Raw genomic sequence first — 16,916 nt, 5'->3', positions numbered from 1 at the left:
TGTGGCCCCGCGCGGTGACCCCTGACAGGGTGGGCGTGCACGGCATACGGCGTCGCGCGACCGCGCGGTGCCGGGGGTGGGTGAGGAGCGGTGATGCGCAAAGTCACGGCAGGCGAGCACGGGGTGGCACTCGACGAGAAGGCGCTGGAGGGGGTCGACGCGTACTTCCGGGCGACCAACTACCTGTCCGTCGGGCAGATCTACCTGCTCGACAACCCGCTGCTGAAGGAGCCGCTCGCGACCGAGCACATCAAGCCGCGGCTGCTGGGGCACTGGGGCACCACGCCCGGCCTGAACCTCATCTACGCGCACTGCAACCGGGTCATCCGGGAGCGCGACCTCGACATGATCTACATCATCGGCCCGGGGCACGGCGGCCCGGCGATCGCGTCGAACGCCTGGCTCGAGGGCAGCTACAGCGACGCCTACCCCTCGATCCGCCAGGACGTGCGCGGGATGCAGCGGCTGTTCCGCCAGTTCTCGTTCCCCGGTGGCATCCCGAGCCACGTGGCGCCCGAGCTGCCCGGCTCGATCCACGAGGGCGGCGAGCTCGGGTACTCGCTGGCCCACGCGTTCGGCGCCGCCTTCGACAACCCCGACCTCGTCGTGACCTGCGTGGTCGGTGACGGCGAGGCCGAGACCGGTGCGCTCGCGACGTCGTGGCAGTCGACGCGGTTCCTCGACGCGGCACGCGACGGTGCGGTGCTGCCGATCCTGCACCTCAACGGCTACAAGATCGCGAACCCCACGGTGCTTTCTCGCATCGGTGACGACGCCCTAGCGAAGCTGCTCGAGGGGTGTGGGTGGAAGCCCTACCTCGTCGAGGGCGACGACCCGACCCGGGTGCACCACGACATGGCGGCGACCCTCGACACGGTGCTCGACGAGATCCGCGCCATCCAGCAGCAGGCCCGCTCGGAGGACGGCTCGACGCCGACGCCGGGCGACCCCGAGGTGCTGTGGCCGATGATCGTCCTGAAGACGCCCAAGGGCTGGACCGGGCCGGACAAGGTCGACGGCGTGCAGGTGCAGGGCACCTGGCGCTCGCACCAGGTGCCGCTGGCGTCGGTGCGCGGGAACGCCGAGCACATGGAGGTGCTCGAGGGCTGGCTGCGCAGCTACCGGCCCGAGGAGCTGTTCGACGCCGACGGCCGGCCGGTGCAGCTGCTGCAGGACTGGGCGCCGAAGGGGGAGCGCCGGATGGGCGCCAACCCGCACGCCAACGGTGGCCGGCTGACGGTCGACCTCGACCTGCCGGACTTCCGCGACTTCGGGGTGGAGGTGCCCCGACCGGGTGGCAGCGAGGCCGAAGCGACGCGGGTGCTCGGCGGGTTCCTCGCCGAGGTGATGCGCCGCAACATGAGCAACTTCCGGCTGTTCGGCCCGGACGAGACCGCCTCGAACCGGCTCTCGGCCGTCTTCGAGGTGACCAACAAGACGTGGAACGCCGATGTGCTGCCGACCGACGAGCACCTCGCCCCGGACGGGCGGGTCATGGAGGTGCTGTCCGAGCACCTGTGCCAGGGGTGGCTCGAGGGCTACCTGCTGACCGGGCGGCACGGCCTGTTCAGCTGCTACGAGGCGTTCATCCACATCATCGACTCGATGTTCAACCAGCACGCCAAGTGGCTGAAGACCACGCAGGGGATCGAGTGGCGGGCCTCGATCCCGTCGCTGAACTACCTGCTCACCTCGCACGTCTGGCGGCAGGACCACAACGGCTTCTCGCACCAGGACCCGGGGTTCATCGACCACGTGGTCAACAAGAAGGCAGAGGTCATCCGGGTCTACCTGCCGCCGGACGGCAACTGCCTCCTGTCGGTGGCCGACCACTGCCTGCGCAGCCGCGACTACGTCAACGTCGTCGTGGCCGGCAAGCAGATGCAGCCCAACTGGCTCACGGTCGAAGACGCGGCAGCCCACTGCACCCGCGGCATCGGCGTCTGGGACTGGGCGAGCAACGACGAGGGGTCCCCCGAGGTCGTGCTGGCGTGCGCCGGGGACGTGCCGACGCTGGAGACGCTGGCGGCGGCAGACCTGTTGCGTCAGTACCTGCCGGACCTGCGCGTGCGGGTCGTGAACGTGGTCGACCTCATGAAGCTCCAGTCGGCGAGCGAGCACCCGCACGGGCTGCCGGACGCCGAGTTCGACGCGATCTTCACCTCCGACAAGCCGATCATCTTCGCCTACCACGGCTATCCCTGGCTGATCCACCGCCTGACCTACCGGCGCACCAACCACGACAACCTGCACGTGCGCGGCTACAAGGAGGAGGGCACCACCACAACGCCGTTCGACATGGTGGTGATGAACGACATGGACCGCTTCAAGCTCGTCATGGACGTCATCGACCGTGTGCCGGGCCTCGCGACGAGGGCTGCGGTGGTGAGGCAGCAGATGGCGGACAAGCGCTCGAGCCACCACCGCTACGTGCGCGAGCACGGGGAGGACATGCCGGAGGTGCGCGACTGGACGTGGCCCGCGTCATGACGGTCGGCCGGGTGCTGGTCGTCAACGCCGGGTCGTCGAGCCTGAAGCTGAGCGTCCTCGACGAGTCGGACTCCATCGTCGAGAAGCACGAGATCGACCACTGGGACGACGGCGACGCCTCGGTGCTGCACTCGGTGGCGGGGGACTGGGCCTTCGACGCGATCGGCCACCGGGTGGTCCACGGCGCTGAGATGACCGACCCCGTGGTGGTGGACGATGCCGTGCGGTCGCAGATCGAGGCGCTCACCTCGCTGGCGCCGCTGCACCAGCCGCGGGCGCTGGCCGGGATCGACGCCGCCCGCAAGGCGTTCGGCGACGTGCCCTCGGTGGCGTGCTTCGACACGGCCTTCCACGGCACCCTGCCCGCGGCCGCTTCGACGTATGCCGTGCCGGCGGCGTGGCGGGAGCGGTGGCCGTTGCGCCGGTTCGGCTTCCACGGGCTGTCGCACGCGTATGCCGCGCAGCGCACCGCGGACCTGCTGGAGCGGCCGCTCTCCTCACTGAGGATCGTGACGTGCCACCTCGGGGCGGGTGCGTCGCTGTGCGCGGTGGCGGGCGGTCGCAGTGTCGACACGACGATGGGGTTCACGCCGCTCGAGGGACTGGTGATGGCGACGCGGTCGGGGACGGTGGACCCCGGCATGGTGCTGTGGCTGCTGCGCGAGGGCGGGCTGTCGGCAGACGAGGTGAACGAGGCGCTGGAGCACGAGTCGGGGGTGAAGGCCCTGGCCGGCAGCTCGGATCAGGCGGAGGTGCTCTCGAGGGCCGAGGCGGGTGACGATGAGGCCTCCGCGGCCCTCGACGTCTACGTGCACCGCCTGGTGCGTGAGATGGGTGCGATGGTCGCGTCGCTCGGTGGCGTCGACGCCATCACCTTCACCGGTGGGGTGGGGGAGAACGCGGCCTCGATCCGGGCCCGGGCCGTCGCCGGGTTGGGCTTCACAGGCGCGCGGATCTCGTTGTCAGACAACGAGGCCCCCGAGCTCGACGCGCTGGTTCACGCTCCTGAGAGCTCGGTGGCGGTGGCAGTCGTGGAGGCCCGCGAGGACGTCGAGATCGCTCGTCTGGTGCGGCAGGTCGTGGGTCGTCCCTGAACGAGCCGGCTGCGGGGTGCCGATGGTGATGGTGACGGCGTCGACCTGCCCGCCGTTTGCGGGGACACCCGGTCCTTCCGGTTGCCCGGCATCATGCTCCCCGCTACCGAACGTGCCTCTTCACCGCCGGACGTGCTGAAGGAGCCACTGCACCCACCGAGGACGAACAGAGCCACCAGCGCCAGGCGCGGATCGCGGCTTCGCTGTGCAGCTTCCGCCACCTCCGGTGGGCGTACCATCCCTCCGTGAGGTGGACGTGGCGAGGGGTGGTTGTCCTCCCGTATGCCGCCATGTTCGTCCTCAACCTGCTCTGGTTGCGCGATCCGGACCCGCCCGGTCCCCGTTGGCAGTCGGTGCTCATCTTGATCGCCATGATCGTGCTGGGCGTGGTGACCGTTCGCCGCTGGCGACGTGAGGACACGACTGCCATTTCGTGACGTCACGGGCCGCGTCCTCTGCGATGCCTGGTCGATGGGCGCCGCGATCTCAGCGTGCGTCTCGCTCGAGCTGGTCCCTCTCACGCTCGGAGCGCAGCTCCTTCTCCCAGTTCTGCTCAGGGCGCCAGATCATCATCCACAGCGCGAGTGGGACGAGGACGATCGCCAGGAACAACATGAACGGCGGGAGGACCACGTAGCGCGGCTTGGTCGAGTCGAACGCGTCCCTGCCCAGCCACACCATGAGGGCGCCACCTGCCATCACGAGCAGCCACGCGCCAACACCGAAGCTGCGCAGCGGTCTGGGGCCGATGCTGAGGCTGCCGACGATGATGGTCGCCGAGGCCGTGAACACCCCCATTCCGAGCCACAGCAGCCCACTTTCGCCGTCACCCCTGTGGCTCCAGGCGCTGACCAGCATTCCGAGCGCACCCAGCGCCCCGATTCCAACGACCAGTCGGTGCTTGACGACGCCCGAGAAGATCACATCGGTGCGACCGTGACGACCCATGACGTGGATGGTGCCACTCGACCATCGTTCCTGGGACCAACCCACCGTTCCCGGTCACGGCACGTCCCTCTCCTGTTCGCGGCAACGGAGCGTTTCAGAACCTCTGAGCAGCCGATCTCATCCCACTGGAACGCGGCACCGCCGCGGTGCCACCTGCCGCAAGGTGGCACAGGTGCCCAGACCGCGATGGCACCCGCGGGTGTCCGAGGCTGCTATTCGTTGGGGCATGCCCAGTTCGCTGATCGAAGTTCGCCGGCCCTACACCCCGGACGAGGAGGTTGCCATCATCGACGCCGTCCATGCGAGCCTGGTCGCGGCCTTCAAGATCCCCAACGAGGACCGCTACATCCGGCTCATCTCCTATGAGCCACACCGCATGGTCAACGGCCTCGAGGCCGGGCGGTCTGACCACTACACGCGCGTCACCATCGACTGCTTCACGGGTCGTTCCATAGAGGCAAAGCGCGAGCTCTACCGCGAGATCGTGGAACGTCTGGAGCTGGTTGGAATCCCGCGCGACGGTGTGTCGATCCTGCTGCGAGAGAGCGATCCAGAGAACTGGGGTCTCAACGGTGGGCAGGCAGCCAGTGACTACGACCTCGGCTTCAATGTCAACGTCTGAGATCAACACCATCGCGATCGTGAGGCTTGCGGCGTGCCCACCCGCACCACGCCCACCCGCACCGCGGCAGGACGTCCACTTCTCGGCGGTTTGGCGCCTTCTCCATGCGGTGTGACGCTTCGTCGGCCCGACGTCTCGTCAAGCCCTGGACTGGTCAGCCCGGAGTCGTAGGTCTCTTGGGTCCTGCACCGCAAGATGGCGGCCCGATCGAGGATCGCGGCATGACCGAGCATCGCGGCATGACCGAGCATGGTCAGCGGAACAGGTCCCGGCCCTCTCGACCGGTCGGGTCGGCGCTGAGCAAGTCCTCGTGGAGCATGTTCGCCGCGCCAGACTCGGCAAGGGCTGCGAAGTCTTCCTCGCCGGCAGAAGAAAGAGGGTGTTGAACGTCGCCTCGTAGCTCGCTGCCGCCATGGCAAGCACGACGTCTTCGGGGCTCGCGCCGCTGTCGATGGCTCGCGCGGCGGCTGGGTAGTTCCTGACGTTCTCGGCGTTGAGCGACCGGATGTGGGTCCAGAGCTGCCGAACCATGCGCCCACGGTCATCGTCACCACTCATTGCGGCAACGTAGCGGGGCCAGGAGTGCTCGTGCCATTAACGGGTGGGCGGGGCCTGAGGGATACCATCTGAGCGCGGCCTCAGGCCGCTGCTCGATGCACTGGGAGTGCAGGGCTCGGTCACTCCGGGGGATGACGGTGTGGCCAGAGCTAGTGGCCGGGCAACGATGAGTTCCGGGTCGTTCGGAGGTCGAAGCCTGCAGGACCGCTGGCAGACTGACGCGCTCGTACCCGGGGGAGACGCATGGCAAAGCTCATCTACTCGATGATCACCTCGCTCGACGGCTACGCCGAGGCGGCGGAGGGTGACCTCGGCTTCGGGGCCGAGGACCCGGAGGTGCACACCTTCATCGGCGACCTCTTCCGTCCCGTCGGCACGTACCTCTACGGCCGACGCATGTACGAGACGATGGTCTACTGGGAGACCGCGCACACACTGCCCGACGTGCCGCCGCACATCCTGCAGTACGCGCGCGACTGGCAGGCAGCGGAGAAGATCGTGTACTCGACGACGCTGGCGTCGGTGTCGAGCGAGAAGACCAAGATCGTGCGGGCGTTCGACCCGGACGCGGTGCGCGAGCTCAAAGCCGAGGCTGATCATGACCTCACCGTCGACGGCCCGAACCTCGCGGCCCAGGCGATCGCGGCCGGCCTGGTGGACGAGTACCACCTGTTCATCACCACGAGCGTGGTCGGCGGCGGCAAGCGGTTCTTCCCCGGCGGAGTGCGCCTCGATCTCGAGCTGGTCGAGGAGCGTGCCTTCAGCAGCGGGCTGATCTACGCGCGCTACCGGACCCGCTGAGCCGCACCGGTTGGTGACGCTGTCGGGGGCCGAGCCGGGACCGCGGAGACTGGCCGCTTGGGCTGTGGCAGGGCGATCTCCTTCGTCCCTGCTGCAGGCATACCCCGGCGATGCGTTCCGGATGGCACCGCGTGGGCCCGGTCGGGCTATTCCGGGTCCGCGCCGCCGGGCGCATGCTCGATGGGGGGCGTGGACCCGACCAAGGGGAGATGGTCTGTCATGACCCAGCGAAGTGCGGCTGAGACCTCGGACGCCGCCCGGGTTGCTGCCGCTGGGCCAGGGTCACGGCGCAGGCATCTGGGTGGAGTCGTGGTCGGGTCGCTGGCTGCGGGTTTCGTAGCGGCGGTCGTCCTTCCGTTCCTGCCCGTCGGCGCGGTGGACGTGGACTTCTCCACCGCGATGGTGCTGTTCGGCTTTGCGATCGGGTGGGCGCTGTTGGCGGTGCTGTCCACTCGATTCACCGAGCAGCCACAACGCTGGGCCGTAGCGCCCGCAGTCTTCATGGCGGTGGCTGGGGTGATGGTGCTCGTGGCCCCCGACTCCGTGGTGGACGCGCTGGGATGGGTCTGGCCGCCCGCTCTCCTGGTCGTGGTGGTCTGGGTATGGGCCCGCGCCAGGCGCGACATGCACAGCCGGGCCAGGGTGTGGCTGCTGAACCCGGTGTTGGTCGTCCTGGTGCTCCTCGTCTTGGGCGGGGCGTACGAGAGGATCAGCCAGTCCACCGCACCGGCGGTGGCCATGCGCGGGCAGCTCGTCGACGTGGGACCGTACCGACTTCACCTGGAGTGCACTGGCTCTGGCGGTCCGAGCGTGATTCTCGAGCCCGGTGCGGGCGGCTCGGCGGCGTCGATGGGGTTGATCGCTCCCGCGGTGGCCCGTGACAGCCGGGTCTGCGTGTACGACCGAGCGGGGCGTGGTTGGAGCGATCCTGCTGCGAGTCCGCCCGATGGTGCGCAGATCGCCACAGATCTCCATGCGCTGCTGACCCGCGCACATGTTCCGGGTCCTTACGTGCTGGCCGGGCATTCCTTCGGCGGACTGTACGCGCGGACATATGCCGCGAAGTATCCCGACGACGTCGCCGGACTCGTCCTGGTCGACTCCACCGCCTCCAACGACCAGCCCGTGTCCCAACCCAAGCCGGGTTCGTACAGCGTTGTGAAGCACGCGTCTTCGTTGTTCGCGACGACCTCTCGGCTCGGGATTGGTCGGATTCTCGCCGACACAAGCTTCTCGGATCTACCGCCGCAGTACCGGGACGATGCCCGTGCCACCGCCGCCACCGCGAAGGAAATGGCCGGAGTCCTCGATGAGTACGGCGTCGCAAGTCGATCCGCGGCTGAGGCGGGAAGCCTGCGCAGCCTCGATGCGAAGCCATTGATCGTCCTGACGGCCGAACGCGGGAACTCCAAGGGGTGGATGGCTGACCAGAGCCAGACAGTCACGCTGTCCACCAACAGCCTCCATCGCGTCGTCCCAGGGGCGACCCACGCTGGCTTTGTGGAGGACCCAGTCCACGCCGCAGCCGTCACCCGAGCGATCCACGACGTCGTCATCGCCCTGCGTACCGGGGCACCGCTTACGCTCCCCTGAATCCTCAGCTGGTGTACAGGCGCGCCTTGGCTTCACGGACCTCGAGCGTGGTGACGGGCTCGTTCTGCAGGTCTGCGACGGTGTCGATGTCGATCCAGGCGCCGCCGTTCACGCGGAACTGGCCGGTCAGTCGTGAGTCGACGCGGACCTGCGCGCCCTCGATCGGCTGGGTGTAGGTGTGCTTGACGCTGCCGTCGGGGTAGCCGCCGCCAGCTTCCTTCACGGTGCCGGAGGAGGAGCCGTCGCCGTAGTGGAAGTTGTAGGACTGTGAGTCGATCTTGAACTCCACCGACCAGGACAGGAGCTGGACGGGCTTGCTGACCTCGCCGGGTTGCAGGCCGCTGTCACTCGGCCAGGTCGCCTCGTAGTAGGTCGGGAGGTTGACCAGGGTGACGTTGCCCTTGGGCTCGATGCGAACCGTGGGCTTGGAGAAGGGAAGTCGCCGGAACGCCTCTTGAATCTGCCCCATCGTGGGGATGGGCGGGGGCGCAGCAGCGGCAGGGGCGGCCTCGGTCCCGCACATGTCGCGAACGAACTGCCATGGGGCATCCGCGTCGTCGGCGTACTGTCGCCACAGATAGTAGAGGGGTTGATCGGACGGCGGATTCCGGTACTGGCAGGCGATCAATGCGTACCGACAGTTCGTGACGTCATCGCTGCCATCAACCCCGGTGAGGCGGTCATACCCGCAAGCGAGAGTGAGCCTGTAGTTGAAGGCACTCTTGCCACTCGATGCGGAGTCCACCGCAGGCTCGTCCGGGGCCTTCGGGGCGCTACTCTTCACCTTCCCCTGCTTGCCATAGGCTCCGACGAACTTGTCCGTCACTACCGGCGCAGGATCCCCAGACGCCGCTGGGATCGAGACTGCATGTGCCAAAGTCACGCAAGCCAATAGGGTTAGGAACCTTCTCCGCGGTCGGGGACTCATTGGATGATCTCCGAATCAGCCACCATCCATGTTCCGTTGACCCAGGTGACCTTGTGTCGGAAGTTGATGCGTGTGCCCTGAGACGTTGAGATCACCTGCCCACTCCTATTGACGACGCGGTGAGCCTTCTCTTCTACGAGCACCTCTATCCAAGCGCCTGTTTCCGAGTAGGAACGAACCTGCACCAAGTCCACGACGACTGATGGCTTCTCTTGGCGTTCACCGCGGCTCCGGTATCCCTCGACCACATCAGTTACCCCCTTGCACGCGGTGCAACTAGGGAGCGAAAGCGATTTGAGTCGCGTGGCATCAGCGGACACTGTGGCCCGATCCATCTCAAGGGTGTAGAACTCGGCGAAGGCTTTGGCGCCTTCCTCAGTGTGCTGACGCGCGGCGGCGGGGATGCTGACGGCGACAGTGGGCGAGGGCGGAGACGTCGTGGCCGAGCTGGACACCGTCGCGCTCGTTGTCGCGCTGCTCGACGGTCCCGAAGAGGCAGGCCCCGTTTGCGCGCCGGCACCGTCACTGCAACCCGCCAGCGCAAGCGCCGCGGCAACCCCAACACCGAAGACTGTGGCTCTCGCGTATCCGGCCAAAACTCTCCCCATCTCGACCCTTGGAGGCACTGCCCTTCACAGCACTGTGGAGCCGAGTCTACGGATCTGTCGCATTTGGACCATTTGGTCTTTCCACAGCCGAGTCCTCGCCGACTCGCTCCCACCTGGGCCAACGAGTGGGGGCGGCTTCGGGTCACGTCCGAGCCGACGTCAAGTGCAGAGGGGGCCGGTCCGCTGTGGGGCCGGCCCCTCTGCATCCCCTGTGAGGTGTCCCCACGTGGAGTCTGCGCCCCCTGGAGCCCTCGCGCCACCGGATTCCGCCGTCCGGCATGAGAGACAGGCGTGCACCGCTTCAGACAGTTATGCCTATCATCACGGCAGGTCATGAGTGTCAGCGCCAAGCCCCGGCTCGCTGGCCGGCAACCCTCCAACCGCGGTGGGGTGCCCCGGGTGAAGACCTGGCGATCGGCGTGACGTCGATCGCAAGCGCGGGAGACCTCATCACGTGTCCCGCACCGTCACCGACGGTGCTCATCACCGCCGTCGGTGACGCCCCCAAGGGCTCCGGCACGTTCGACGACCGCACGCCCGACGGGCGTCTCGGGCCCAAAGCCCCGACTCGTGCACACGGCATACCGAACTTGATGTGAGAGGACACCACTGATGAGCGACACCCCGAACTGGTCCTTCGAGACCCGGCAGATCCACGTCGGCCAGGAGCCGGACTCGGCCACCGGCGCCCGCGCGCTGCCGATCTACCAGACCACGTCCTACGTCTTCAAGGACACCGACCACGCTGCGAACCTCTTTGCGCTCAAGGAGTTCGGCAACATCTACACCCGCATCATGAACCCGACGCAGGACGCGGTGGAGCAGCGCATCGCCTCGCTCGAGGGCGGTGTCGGCGCGCTCCTCGTGGCCTCGGGCCAGGCCGCCGAGACCCTCGCGATCCTCAACATCGCCGAAGCCGGCGACCACGTCGTCGCCAGCCCAAGCCTCTACGGCGGCACCTTCAACCTGCTCAAGCACACGCTGCCGAAGTTCGGGCTGCAGGTGACCTTCGTCGACGACCCCAACGACGTCGAGTCCTGGAAGGCAGCGGTGCGGCCCAACACCAAGCTGTTCTTCGCCGAGACCATCTCGAACCCCAAGTCCGAGGTGCTCGACATCCAGGCCGTGGCCGAGGTCGCCCACGACAACGGCGTCCCCCTCGTCGTCGACAACACGATCGCCACGCCCTACCTCATCCGCCCGCTCGAGTGGGGCGCCGACGTGGTCGTGCACTCCGCTACGAAATACCTTGGGGGACATGGCACCTCGATCGCAGGGGTCATCGTCGACGGTGGCACCTTCGACTACGGCAGGGATCCCGAGAAGTTCCCCAACTACAACACCCCCGAGGAGAGCTACCACGGGCTGGTGTTCGCGCGGGACCTCGGGGTCGGCAGCGCGCTCGGGGCCAACCTCGCCTTCATCCTCAAGGCACGGGTGCAGCTGCTGCGCGACCTCGGTGCGGCCATCTCCCCGTTCAACGCCTTCCTCATCGCGCAGGGCATCGAGACGCTCAGCCTTCGCCTCGACCGACACCTCGAGAACACGCACCAGGTCGCGAGGTTCCTCCAGGCCAACGACCAGGTCGAGCGTGTCGTGTGGGCCTCACTGCCCGAGCACGAGAGCTACGCCAAGGCAAAGACCTACGCCCCCAAGGGTGCCGGCGCCGTGCTCGCCTTCGAGATCAAGGGTGGCCTGGAGGCGGGTAAGCGCTTCGTCGAGGCCCTCACGCTGCACAGCCACGTGGCCAACATCGGCGACGTCCGATCGCTGGCGATCCACCCGGCGTCCACGACCCACTCACAGGGACCTGACGAGGACCGCCTCGCCGCCGGCGTGACGCCCGGCCTCGTTCGCCTCGCCGTGGGCATCGAGCACATCGACGACATCATCGCCGACCTCGAGCAGGGCTTCACCGCCGCCAAGAACGCCTGACGGGGGATCAGGGGACGAGCAGGGGGACAAGCAGGGGTATGCCGTGGGGCTGGGACCGAGCGCGCGTCGCCACCCAGCCCCACGGGTCTGTCCCGGGCATGCCGCGAGTACCCGGACGAGACGAGAATCCTTGCTAGAGAAGGAGGGGCAGGGGCTTTCCGGCCCAGCTCGTGCACACCCAGCCCGACGAGTCCACCTCCACCTCGACGGCCTCACCGTTGCCGAGCGGGTGGCGGTCGACGAACGAGGCCGTCACGTTGCGGCACAGGTGGCTCAGCCCGAGCTCGATGATGCCGCCGTGCGACACCAGCAGGACGGACTCGCCGCGGAACAGGTCGGCGACCTCCTCCACCACGTCGCGCAGCCGGGCGATGACGTCGTGTCCCGTCTCCCCGAAGATGGTGCCGTCGAGGTCACCCTCGAGCCAGGCCGCGTAGACGTCGCCCGGCTCGTCCTTGTCGCACAGCGGGGGCGTCCAGCGCTCGTCGTTGATGAGCTCGCGCAGGCGGTCGTCGGACACGACCGGCAGGCCCAGGCGTTCGCTGACGACCGAGGCCGTCTGCTGGGCCCGCTCCATGGTGCTCGCCCACAGTGCGGCCACGCGCATCTCGAAGACCCGCTCCGCGAGCTGCTCGGACTGGTTGACGCCCGTCGGCGTGAGCAACCTCGGGCCACCGCCGTCCGGGGTGGCGGCGTCGCCGTGGCGGGCCAGGATGATCCGGGCAGGGCACTGCAGATCGGCCATGTCTCTCCTAACGCGTGACTCGCAGTATGCCGTGGGCGCCTCGCTCCGCGTCCACCATGATGTGCGAGACGAACGGGTAGTGGCCCGCCTCGGTGGCCTCGAGCTCGACGAACCCGCCCTGTGCGGGTTGCAGCGCGAGCGCCTGCGCACCCCCGATGCTGCCCCGTTGGCCACGCCTCAGGGCGTAGGCGCCCTCGCTGAACACGGTGTCGAACTGGCCTCCCACGACGTGGAAGGAGCTCGGGCGGTTCGGCCCGGCGTCGAACACCCACAAGCGCACCCGCTCGCCGACCCGCGCCGTGAGCTCGTCGTGGTCGTACTGGTTGGCAAAGCCGTTGAACACCACCGCATCCGGTCTCTCGGCAGCGACCTTGGCCGGGTCGGCGGTCTCGCCCTGGTCACCGAGGTACAGCTCGGACTGCACGATCAGGTACTCGCGCTCGACCTGCGGCAGGGCGGGTGGGTCGATCACCACGGCGCCGAACATCCCGTTGGCGATGTGCAGCGACATGGGCATCGAGCTGCAGTGGTACATCCAGATGCCGGCTCGCTCGGCCGTGAAGGCGAACGTGAGCGAGGTCCCGGGGAGGATGGTGCGCATCGGCTGGTCCGGGGCCAGTGCACCGGCGTGGAAGTCGATCGAGTGCCCGGTGCCCGCGTCGTTGCGCAGGGTCACCTCGAAGCGGTCGCCCACACGGCCACGCAGCACCGGCCCCGGTGCCGTGCCGTTGAACGTCCACAGCCGCTGCCGGACACCGACAGCCACGTCGCGCTCCACCTGCTGGGCGGAGAGTGTGACACGGTGAACCCGCTCCGCCGGCGGCGGGGCCAGGCGTGCGTCACGAGCGGTGAACCCTTCTCCCGGCTCGGCCATGAAGTCGGGGACCGCGGCCACCCCACCGGTCCTCGTCGGGCTCGGCGCCGCCCCGTGCTCGGCTGGCTCGGTGCCGCCCCCGTGCTGGGCGAGGTGCCCATCGGTCGCGCCGACCACGTTGACGGAGAACACCATTCCCATCTGCCGATGACCCGCGATGGTGCACCAGCCATCCAGGCCGCGCCCGACCACGGCGACCTCCACGCGTCCCGACTGGCCGGGGGAGAGCCGGCCACTGCGCTCCCCGGACTCGAGCGCGAGGTCGTGCACGTCGCTGCCGCGGTTGACCACCTCGATGACGAGCCGGTTGCCCGCGGGCACGACGACCGAGGCTGGGTGGAACCGCATCGACCTCGCCTCGACGCGCACGGTGGTCGTCTCGCCCGTGGCTGCGGCGGCCGCCGCTGCCGAGGCGCCCGTCCCCAGGGCTGCCGGGTCGGCCGCCACCCCCACCGCGACCGCGAGCAGGACGGCCGAGAGCCCCACCGCGGCAAGGCCGGTGTGACGCGCGCGCACCTGCTCCGGCGGCTCCGGCACGTGTCGAGCCGGTGTCGTCGGGGCCGCGTCGTCCGACCTGCCGGCACGAAGCGCCATGGGCAGCAGGACCAGGAACGAGGCGTGCGCTGCCAGGACGAGCACGGAGACGCACACCCGCACCAGGCTCGGGGCGGGCAGGAGCAGCAGCACCAGCCCGAGGTTGGCGACGACCACCCGCAGCGCGGCCCCGCGGTCGAGTGCCGCGCCCGTGGCGCGGACGACCGACGGTCCACCGCCGCGCACCACGGGGAGCAGGTGGCTCAGCGCCCCGAGCAGCACCTGCACCGCGAACCCGGCGGCCAGGGGCACGGCGACCTGGCTGACCGCCTCGTCGACAGCCGACCAGTCCCGGGCCCGCAGGAGCGAGACGGCGAGCCACGCCAGCGCCACGGTGAGCCAGGCCACCGCCGCGAGCACCGACCACGCGGCATACGAGCGGGGTGGCCGCGCTCGGGCGGCCTCGAACACGGGCCGCAGCGACCACAGGGCGGCGGCGAGGTAGGCGGCCACGGCGACGGCCGTCAGGGTCAGCGCGCCGGCCAGGGCACTGCACACGACCAGGACCAGTGCCGCGACGAGCAGCGGCAGGGCCTGACGCGAGCACCGCTCAGCACCAGGTGAGATCCTCGTGCGCAGGATCGTGGGCCACAGCGTCAGCAGCGTGCCGAGCACCGTGAGCCCGACCCAGCCGAGCACGTTGGCCGCGACGTGGGCCAGCACGAGCCGGCCGTGCAGCGCCTCCGCCGGGTGACCGGAGAGCACCGTGCCGAGGGCTGCGCCGACGGGCAGGCAGGCGGAGGCGGCGACGTAGTAGCGGACCGACGCCCCGAACCGGGAAGGCAGGGCAGCGCGGGCCTGCAGGGCGATCGCGACGCCGTGGGCAGCCACGGCGACGCCCACGGCCACCGCGCCCACGAGGGTCATCGCCCTGGTGGCGGTGAGGATCCCGGCCACCACGGAGGCGACGCCCGCGTTGAGCGCCGCCAGCCTGACCACCTCACCGCGGCGCGAGCCGGACGCGGTCCTGAGCAGCGCCCGGGCGAAGTGCGCGCTCCACACGAGGATCGCGTTGGTGACCGCTCCGAGGAGCAGCAGGTGGACGAGGAGCCATCGGGCAGCAGGCACGAGCTGGTGGGCGAAGGCGACCACCACCAGGGCGAGGAGCCACACGATCACGGGGGCGTTGGCGGCAAGGTGCCACCGCAGCCGGCCCGGGCCGGGCGTCGCGGCGGTCACCGGACCACCCCGACGGAGACCGCCTGCGGCGCCGTCGACGACGAGGCAGGACCTGCGGTCCACCGCCGCCGGGGAGCGGGTCGCACCGCGGACCAGACGAGGGTGCCGAGGAAGAGCAGCACCGCCACGGCGTTGAGGAGCCCACCGACCTCGGTGGCGGTCCGGAGCCCTCGGGCGTCGCCGACCAGGGTCCGCACCACGAGCGAGGTGTGCAGGAGCAGGACCGGCGCGTACATCGCCGGCCGGTAGGGCAGGCGGACCCGCAGCACGGCCGGGAGGATGACCGGCGCGTGGGCCATGATCATCGAGAGCGTGAACCCCAGAAAGACGGCGTGCACCACGGCGTCGTAGGCCGGGCCGTCGAGCACTGCCCCCGCAGCCAGCCACAGGGCGCCGGCGACGGCCAGCCACCCGTAGCCGGCCAGCAGGCACACGGCGATGAACCGGGGGAGCCCGTTCGCCCTCACGGTGCGACGCGCGACGTCGTGGGCAGCGAGCCATGCCACCAGGGCGAGCAGCGAGAGCCCGAGCAAGGTGAAGCCCGCCGCCGGCCAGAGCAGCGACCCGACGACCGACGCGGCCACCGCGGTGCTGGCGCCGAGCAGCGCTGCGGCGCCGCCCGATCCGAGCATCTCGAGGCGGGCGAGCTCCAGGCGCTCGCCCGCGATGGTGAGCACCACGAAGCCGGCGAGCCACGGCAGCAGGCGCGGCACCGGGACCCCACCGAGCCAGAGCACGGCGGCTCCGATGGCCAGCACCGCGCCGACCGCCTGCACGAGCACCGCGTCATCGCGCTGGCGGCGCCACAGGGCGACGTAGACGGCGACCAGGGCGGCGGTGCCGGCTGTCAGCACCGCCTGGCCGACCCGTGGCGACACGGGGGCCACCAGGAGCAGGGCGCCGCCCCCCAGCAGCAGCGGCGCTGCGAATCCGGGACGGCGGCGCAGCGCCACCGCCCGCTCGAGGGACACCAGGGTCCCCACGAAGCCCAGCACCAGCAGTGGCCCGTGGACCTCCGGCAGCCGCTCCGGGACTGGGGCGACCGGCACACCGAGGAGGGCCAGGCCGGCGTCGACCCCGAGCAGCAGGGCCAGCCCGGCCGGGACCAGGAACGGCAGGCGCCGCCAGGTCATCGCCCGGACCCGCCAGCCGGCTGCTCCGGGGTGCGGGTCGTGGCGCCGGTCAGGTGGAGCAGGCAGGCCCCGGGCTCCGCGAACGGCACCAGGCTCGTCCGGTCGCTGCGCGTGTGCCAGGTGTCCAGCGCCCCGCGCACGATGCCGAGGTGCACCGAGCAGACCACCGCTGGCTCCTGGCGCGCTGCCGCGATGAGCGGGCACTGGCGCAGCCGCACCGTCTGCGTGTTGCGGTCGGCCTGGGGGTCGAAGCCGAGCCCGGCGAGCAGGTCGACCACCTCCCGGCGTGCGCCGGAGGGGGAGGTGGGGGTCTTCCGCTGCGCTGCGAGCTGCTCTCCCCAGACCCGTCCCGCTTCGACCGCGTCCTCGCGGGGCTGAGAGCTCGTTCGGGCGAGCTGCATCGCGAGCGCCGTTGCCAGGCCGGCGTACTCGCGCACGACGGGCTGCTCGGCCGACGTGCCTGCGTAGAGCCAGGCCGGCCGCCCGCGACCGGTGGCGCTGGCACGCTGGCGGCTCGCGAGACCGGCCTCGACCAGCGCGTCGAGGTGCTCGCGGACGGTGTTGGGGTGCTGGCCGGACCTGCGCGCCAGCTCGGCAGCCGTGACGGGTGCCCCGTGGCCGACGAGCAGGTCGTGCACGGCGGCCGCGGCACGGCTCGGGGCGCCCTCCGCCGTCACCGCGGCGGAGGCGGCGCGGGGGCCCAGTCCGGGGGTGGCCAGCCGTTGCTCGACGCTGGTTGGAATATTCACGGAAAGAAGTGTATTAAATAGGTAGTCGCTCCGCCAGCCGGCGGGCACCACGCAGGAGGGTCACC

Annotated in this window: 13 protein-coding genes and 1 riboswitch; of the genes, 7 read left to right on the top strand and 6 right to left on the bottom strand. The window is 69.8% G+C overall.

Going from position 1 to position 16,916, the window contains the following annotated elements:
- Positions 1-93 precede the first annotated feature (93 nt).
- The 3 genes from P0Y31_RS09240 to P0Y31_RS09230 all read left to right on the top strand — a co-directional run bounded on the left by P0Y31_RS09240 (position 94) and on the right by P0Y31_RS09230 (position 4,021).
- Positions 94-2,490 carry a phosphoketolase family protein gene (locus P0Y31_RS09240; protein ID WP_275868523.1) on the top strand — a complete coding sequence of 799 codons (2,397 nt, stop codon included), beginning with the start codon at positions 94-96 and terminating at the stop codon, positions 2,488-2,490.
- On the top strand, positions 2,475-3,584 hold the full coding sequence (locus tag P0Y31_RS09235; RefSeq protein WP_275868521.1) for an acetate/propionate family kinase: 1,110 nt from the start codon (positions 2,475-2,477) through the stop codon (positions 3,582-3,584). Before P0Y31_RS09240 ends, P0Y31_RS09235 begins: the two co-directional genes overlap by 16 nt.
- Positions 3,585-3,874: 290 nt before the next feature.
- The gene (locus P0Y31_RS09230) at positions 3,875-4,021 is read left to right on the top strand and encodes a hypothetical protein (RefSeq protein ID WP_275868519.1); all 147 of its coding nucleotides are present in this window, start codon (positions 3,875-3,877) and stop codon (positions 4,019-4,021) included.
- A 49-nt stretch (positions 4,022-4,070) separates the two neighbouring features.
- Here the strand turns inward: P0Y31_RS09230 and P0Y31_RS09225 are convergent, their stop codons facing one another.
- Positions 4,071-4,532: a hypothetical protein gene (locus tag P0Y31_RS09225; protein ID WP_275868518.1), complete on the bottom strand. Its 462-nt coding sequence runs from the start codon at positions 4,530-4,532 to the stop codon at positions 4,071-4,073.
- 226 nt (positions 4,533-4,758) lie between these two features.
- Here P0Y31_RS09225 and P0Y31_RS09220 point away from each other — a divergent pair, with 226 nt between their 5' ends.
- From P0Y31_RS09220 to P0Y31_RS09210, 3 genes are all read left to right on the top strand, one after another.
- Entirely contained in the window at positions 4,759-5,154 is a 396-nt protein-coding gene (locus tag P0Y31_RS09220; RefSeq protein WP_275868517.1) for a tautomerase family protein, read from the top strand.
- 801 nt (positions 5,155-5,955) lie between these two features.
- The gene (locus P0Y31_RS09215) at positions 5,956-6,513 is read left to right on the top strand and encodes a dihydrofolate reductase family protein (protein WP_275868516.1); all 558 of its coding nucleotides are present in this window, start codon (positions 5,956-5,958) and stop codon (positions 6,511-6,513) included.
- Positions 6,514-6,822: 309 nt separating this feature from the next.
- A complete protein-coding gene (locus P0Y31_RS09210; protein ID WP_275868515.1) occupies positions 6,823-8,106 on the top strand; it encodes an alpha/beta hydrolase in 1,284 nt (427 codons plus the stop codon).
- Positions 8,107-8,110: 4 nt separating this feature from the next.
- On the opposite strand, the gene P0Y31_RS09205 is transcribed toward P0Y31_RS09210, so the two are convergent.
- Positions 8,111-8,629, bottom strand: a complete 519-nt coding sequence (locus tag P0Y31_RS09205) for a hypothetical protein (RefSeq protein ID WP_275868514.1) — start codon at positions 8,627-8,629, stop codon at positions 8,111-8,113.
- Positions 8,630-9,971: 1,342 nt separating this feature from the next.
- A riboswitch (SAM riboswitch) is annotated at positions 9,972-10,086 on the top strand.
- A gap of 168 nt (positions 10,087-10,254) precedes the next feature.
- Here P0Y31_RS09205 and P0Y31_RS09200 point away from each other — a divergent pair.
- On the top strand, positions 10,255-11,577 hold the full coding sequence (locus tag P0Y31_RS09200; RefSeq protein WP_275868513.1) for a bifunctional o-acetylhomoserine/o-acetylserine sulfhydrylase: 1,323 nt from the start codon (positions 10,255-10,257) through the stop codon (positions 11,575-11,577).
- A 133-nt stretch (positions 11,578-11,710) separates the two neighbouring features.
- Here P0Y31_RS09200 and P0Y31_RS09195 read toward each other — a convergent pair whose 3' ends face one another.
- The 4 genes from P0Y31_RS09195 to P0Y31_RS09180 are packed head-to-tail and all read right to left on the bottom strand — an operon-like array spanning position 11,711 to position 16,851.
- Positions 11,711-12,322 (bottom strand): histidine phosphatase family protein, encoded by a 612-nt coding sequence (locus P0Y31_RS09195; RefSeq protein WP_275868512.1) that lies wholly within the window; start codon positions 12,320-12,322, stop codon positions 11,711-11,713.
- Positions 12,323-12,329: 7 nt separating this feature from the next.
- The gene (locus P0Y31_RS09190; protein WP_275868511.1) at positions 12,330-14,969 is read right to left on the bottom strand and encodes a multicopper oxidase domain-containing protein; all 2,640 of its coding nucleotides are present in this window, start codon (positions 14,967-14,969) and stop codon (positions 12,330-12,332) included.
- Entirely contained in the window at positions 14,966-16,102 is a 1,137-nt protein-coding gene (locus tag P0Y31_RS09185; protein ID WP_275868510.1) for a hypothetical protein, read from the bottom strand. Before P0Y31_RS09185 ends, P0Y31_RS09190 begins: the two co-directional genes overlap by 4 nt.
- Complete coding sequence (locus tag P0Y31_RS09180) at positions 16,099-16,851, bottom strand: helix-turn-helix domain-containing protein (RefSeq protein WP_275868509.1); 753 nt, start codon at positions 16,849-16,851, stop codon at positions 16,099-16,101. Before P0Y31_RS09180 ends, P0Y31_RS09185 begins: the two co-directional genes overlap by 4 nt.
- Positions 16,852-16,916 lie beyond the last annotated feature (65 nt).

Source organism: Knoellia sp. 3-2P3 (genome assembly GCF_029223115.1).
In the GTDB taxonomy this organism is placed as follows: domain Bacteria; phylum Actinomycetota; class Actinomycetes; order Actinomycetales; family Dermatophilaceae; genus Pedococcus_A.
The sequence above is the reverse complement of the archived record's forward strand: the minus strand, read 5'-3'. Positions and strand labels throughout refer to the sequence as shown.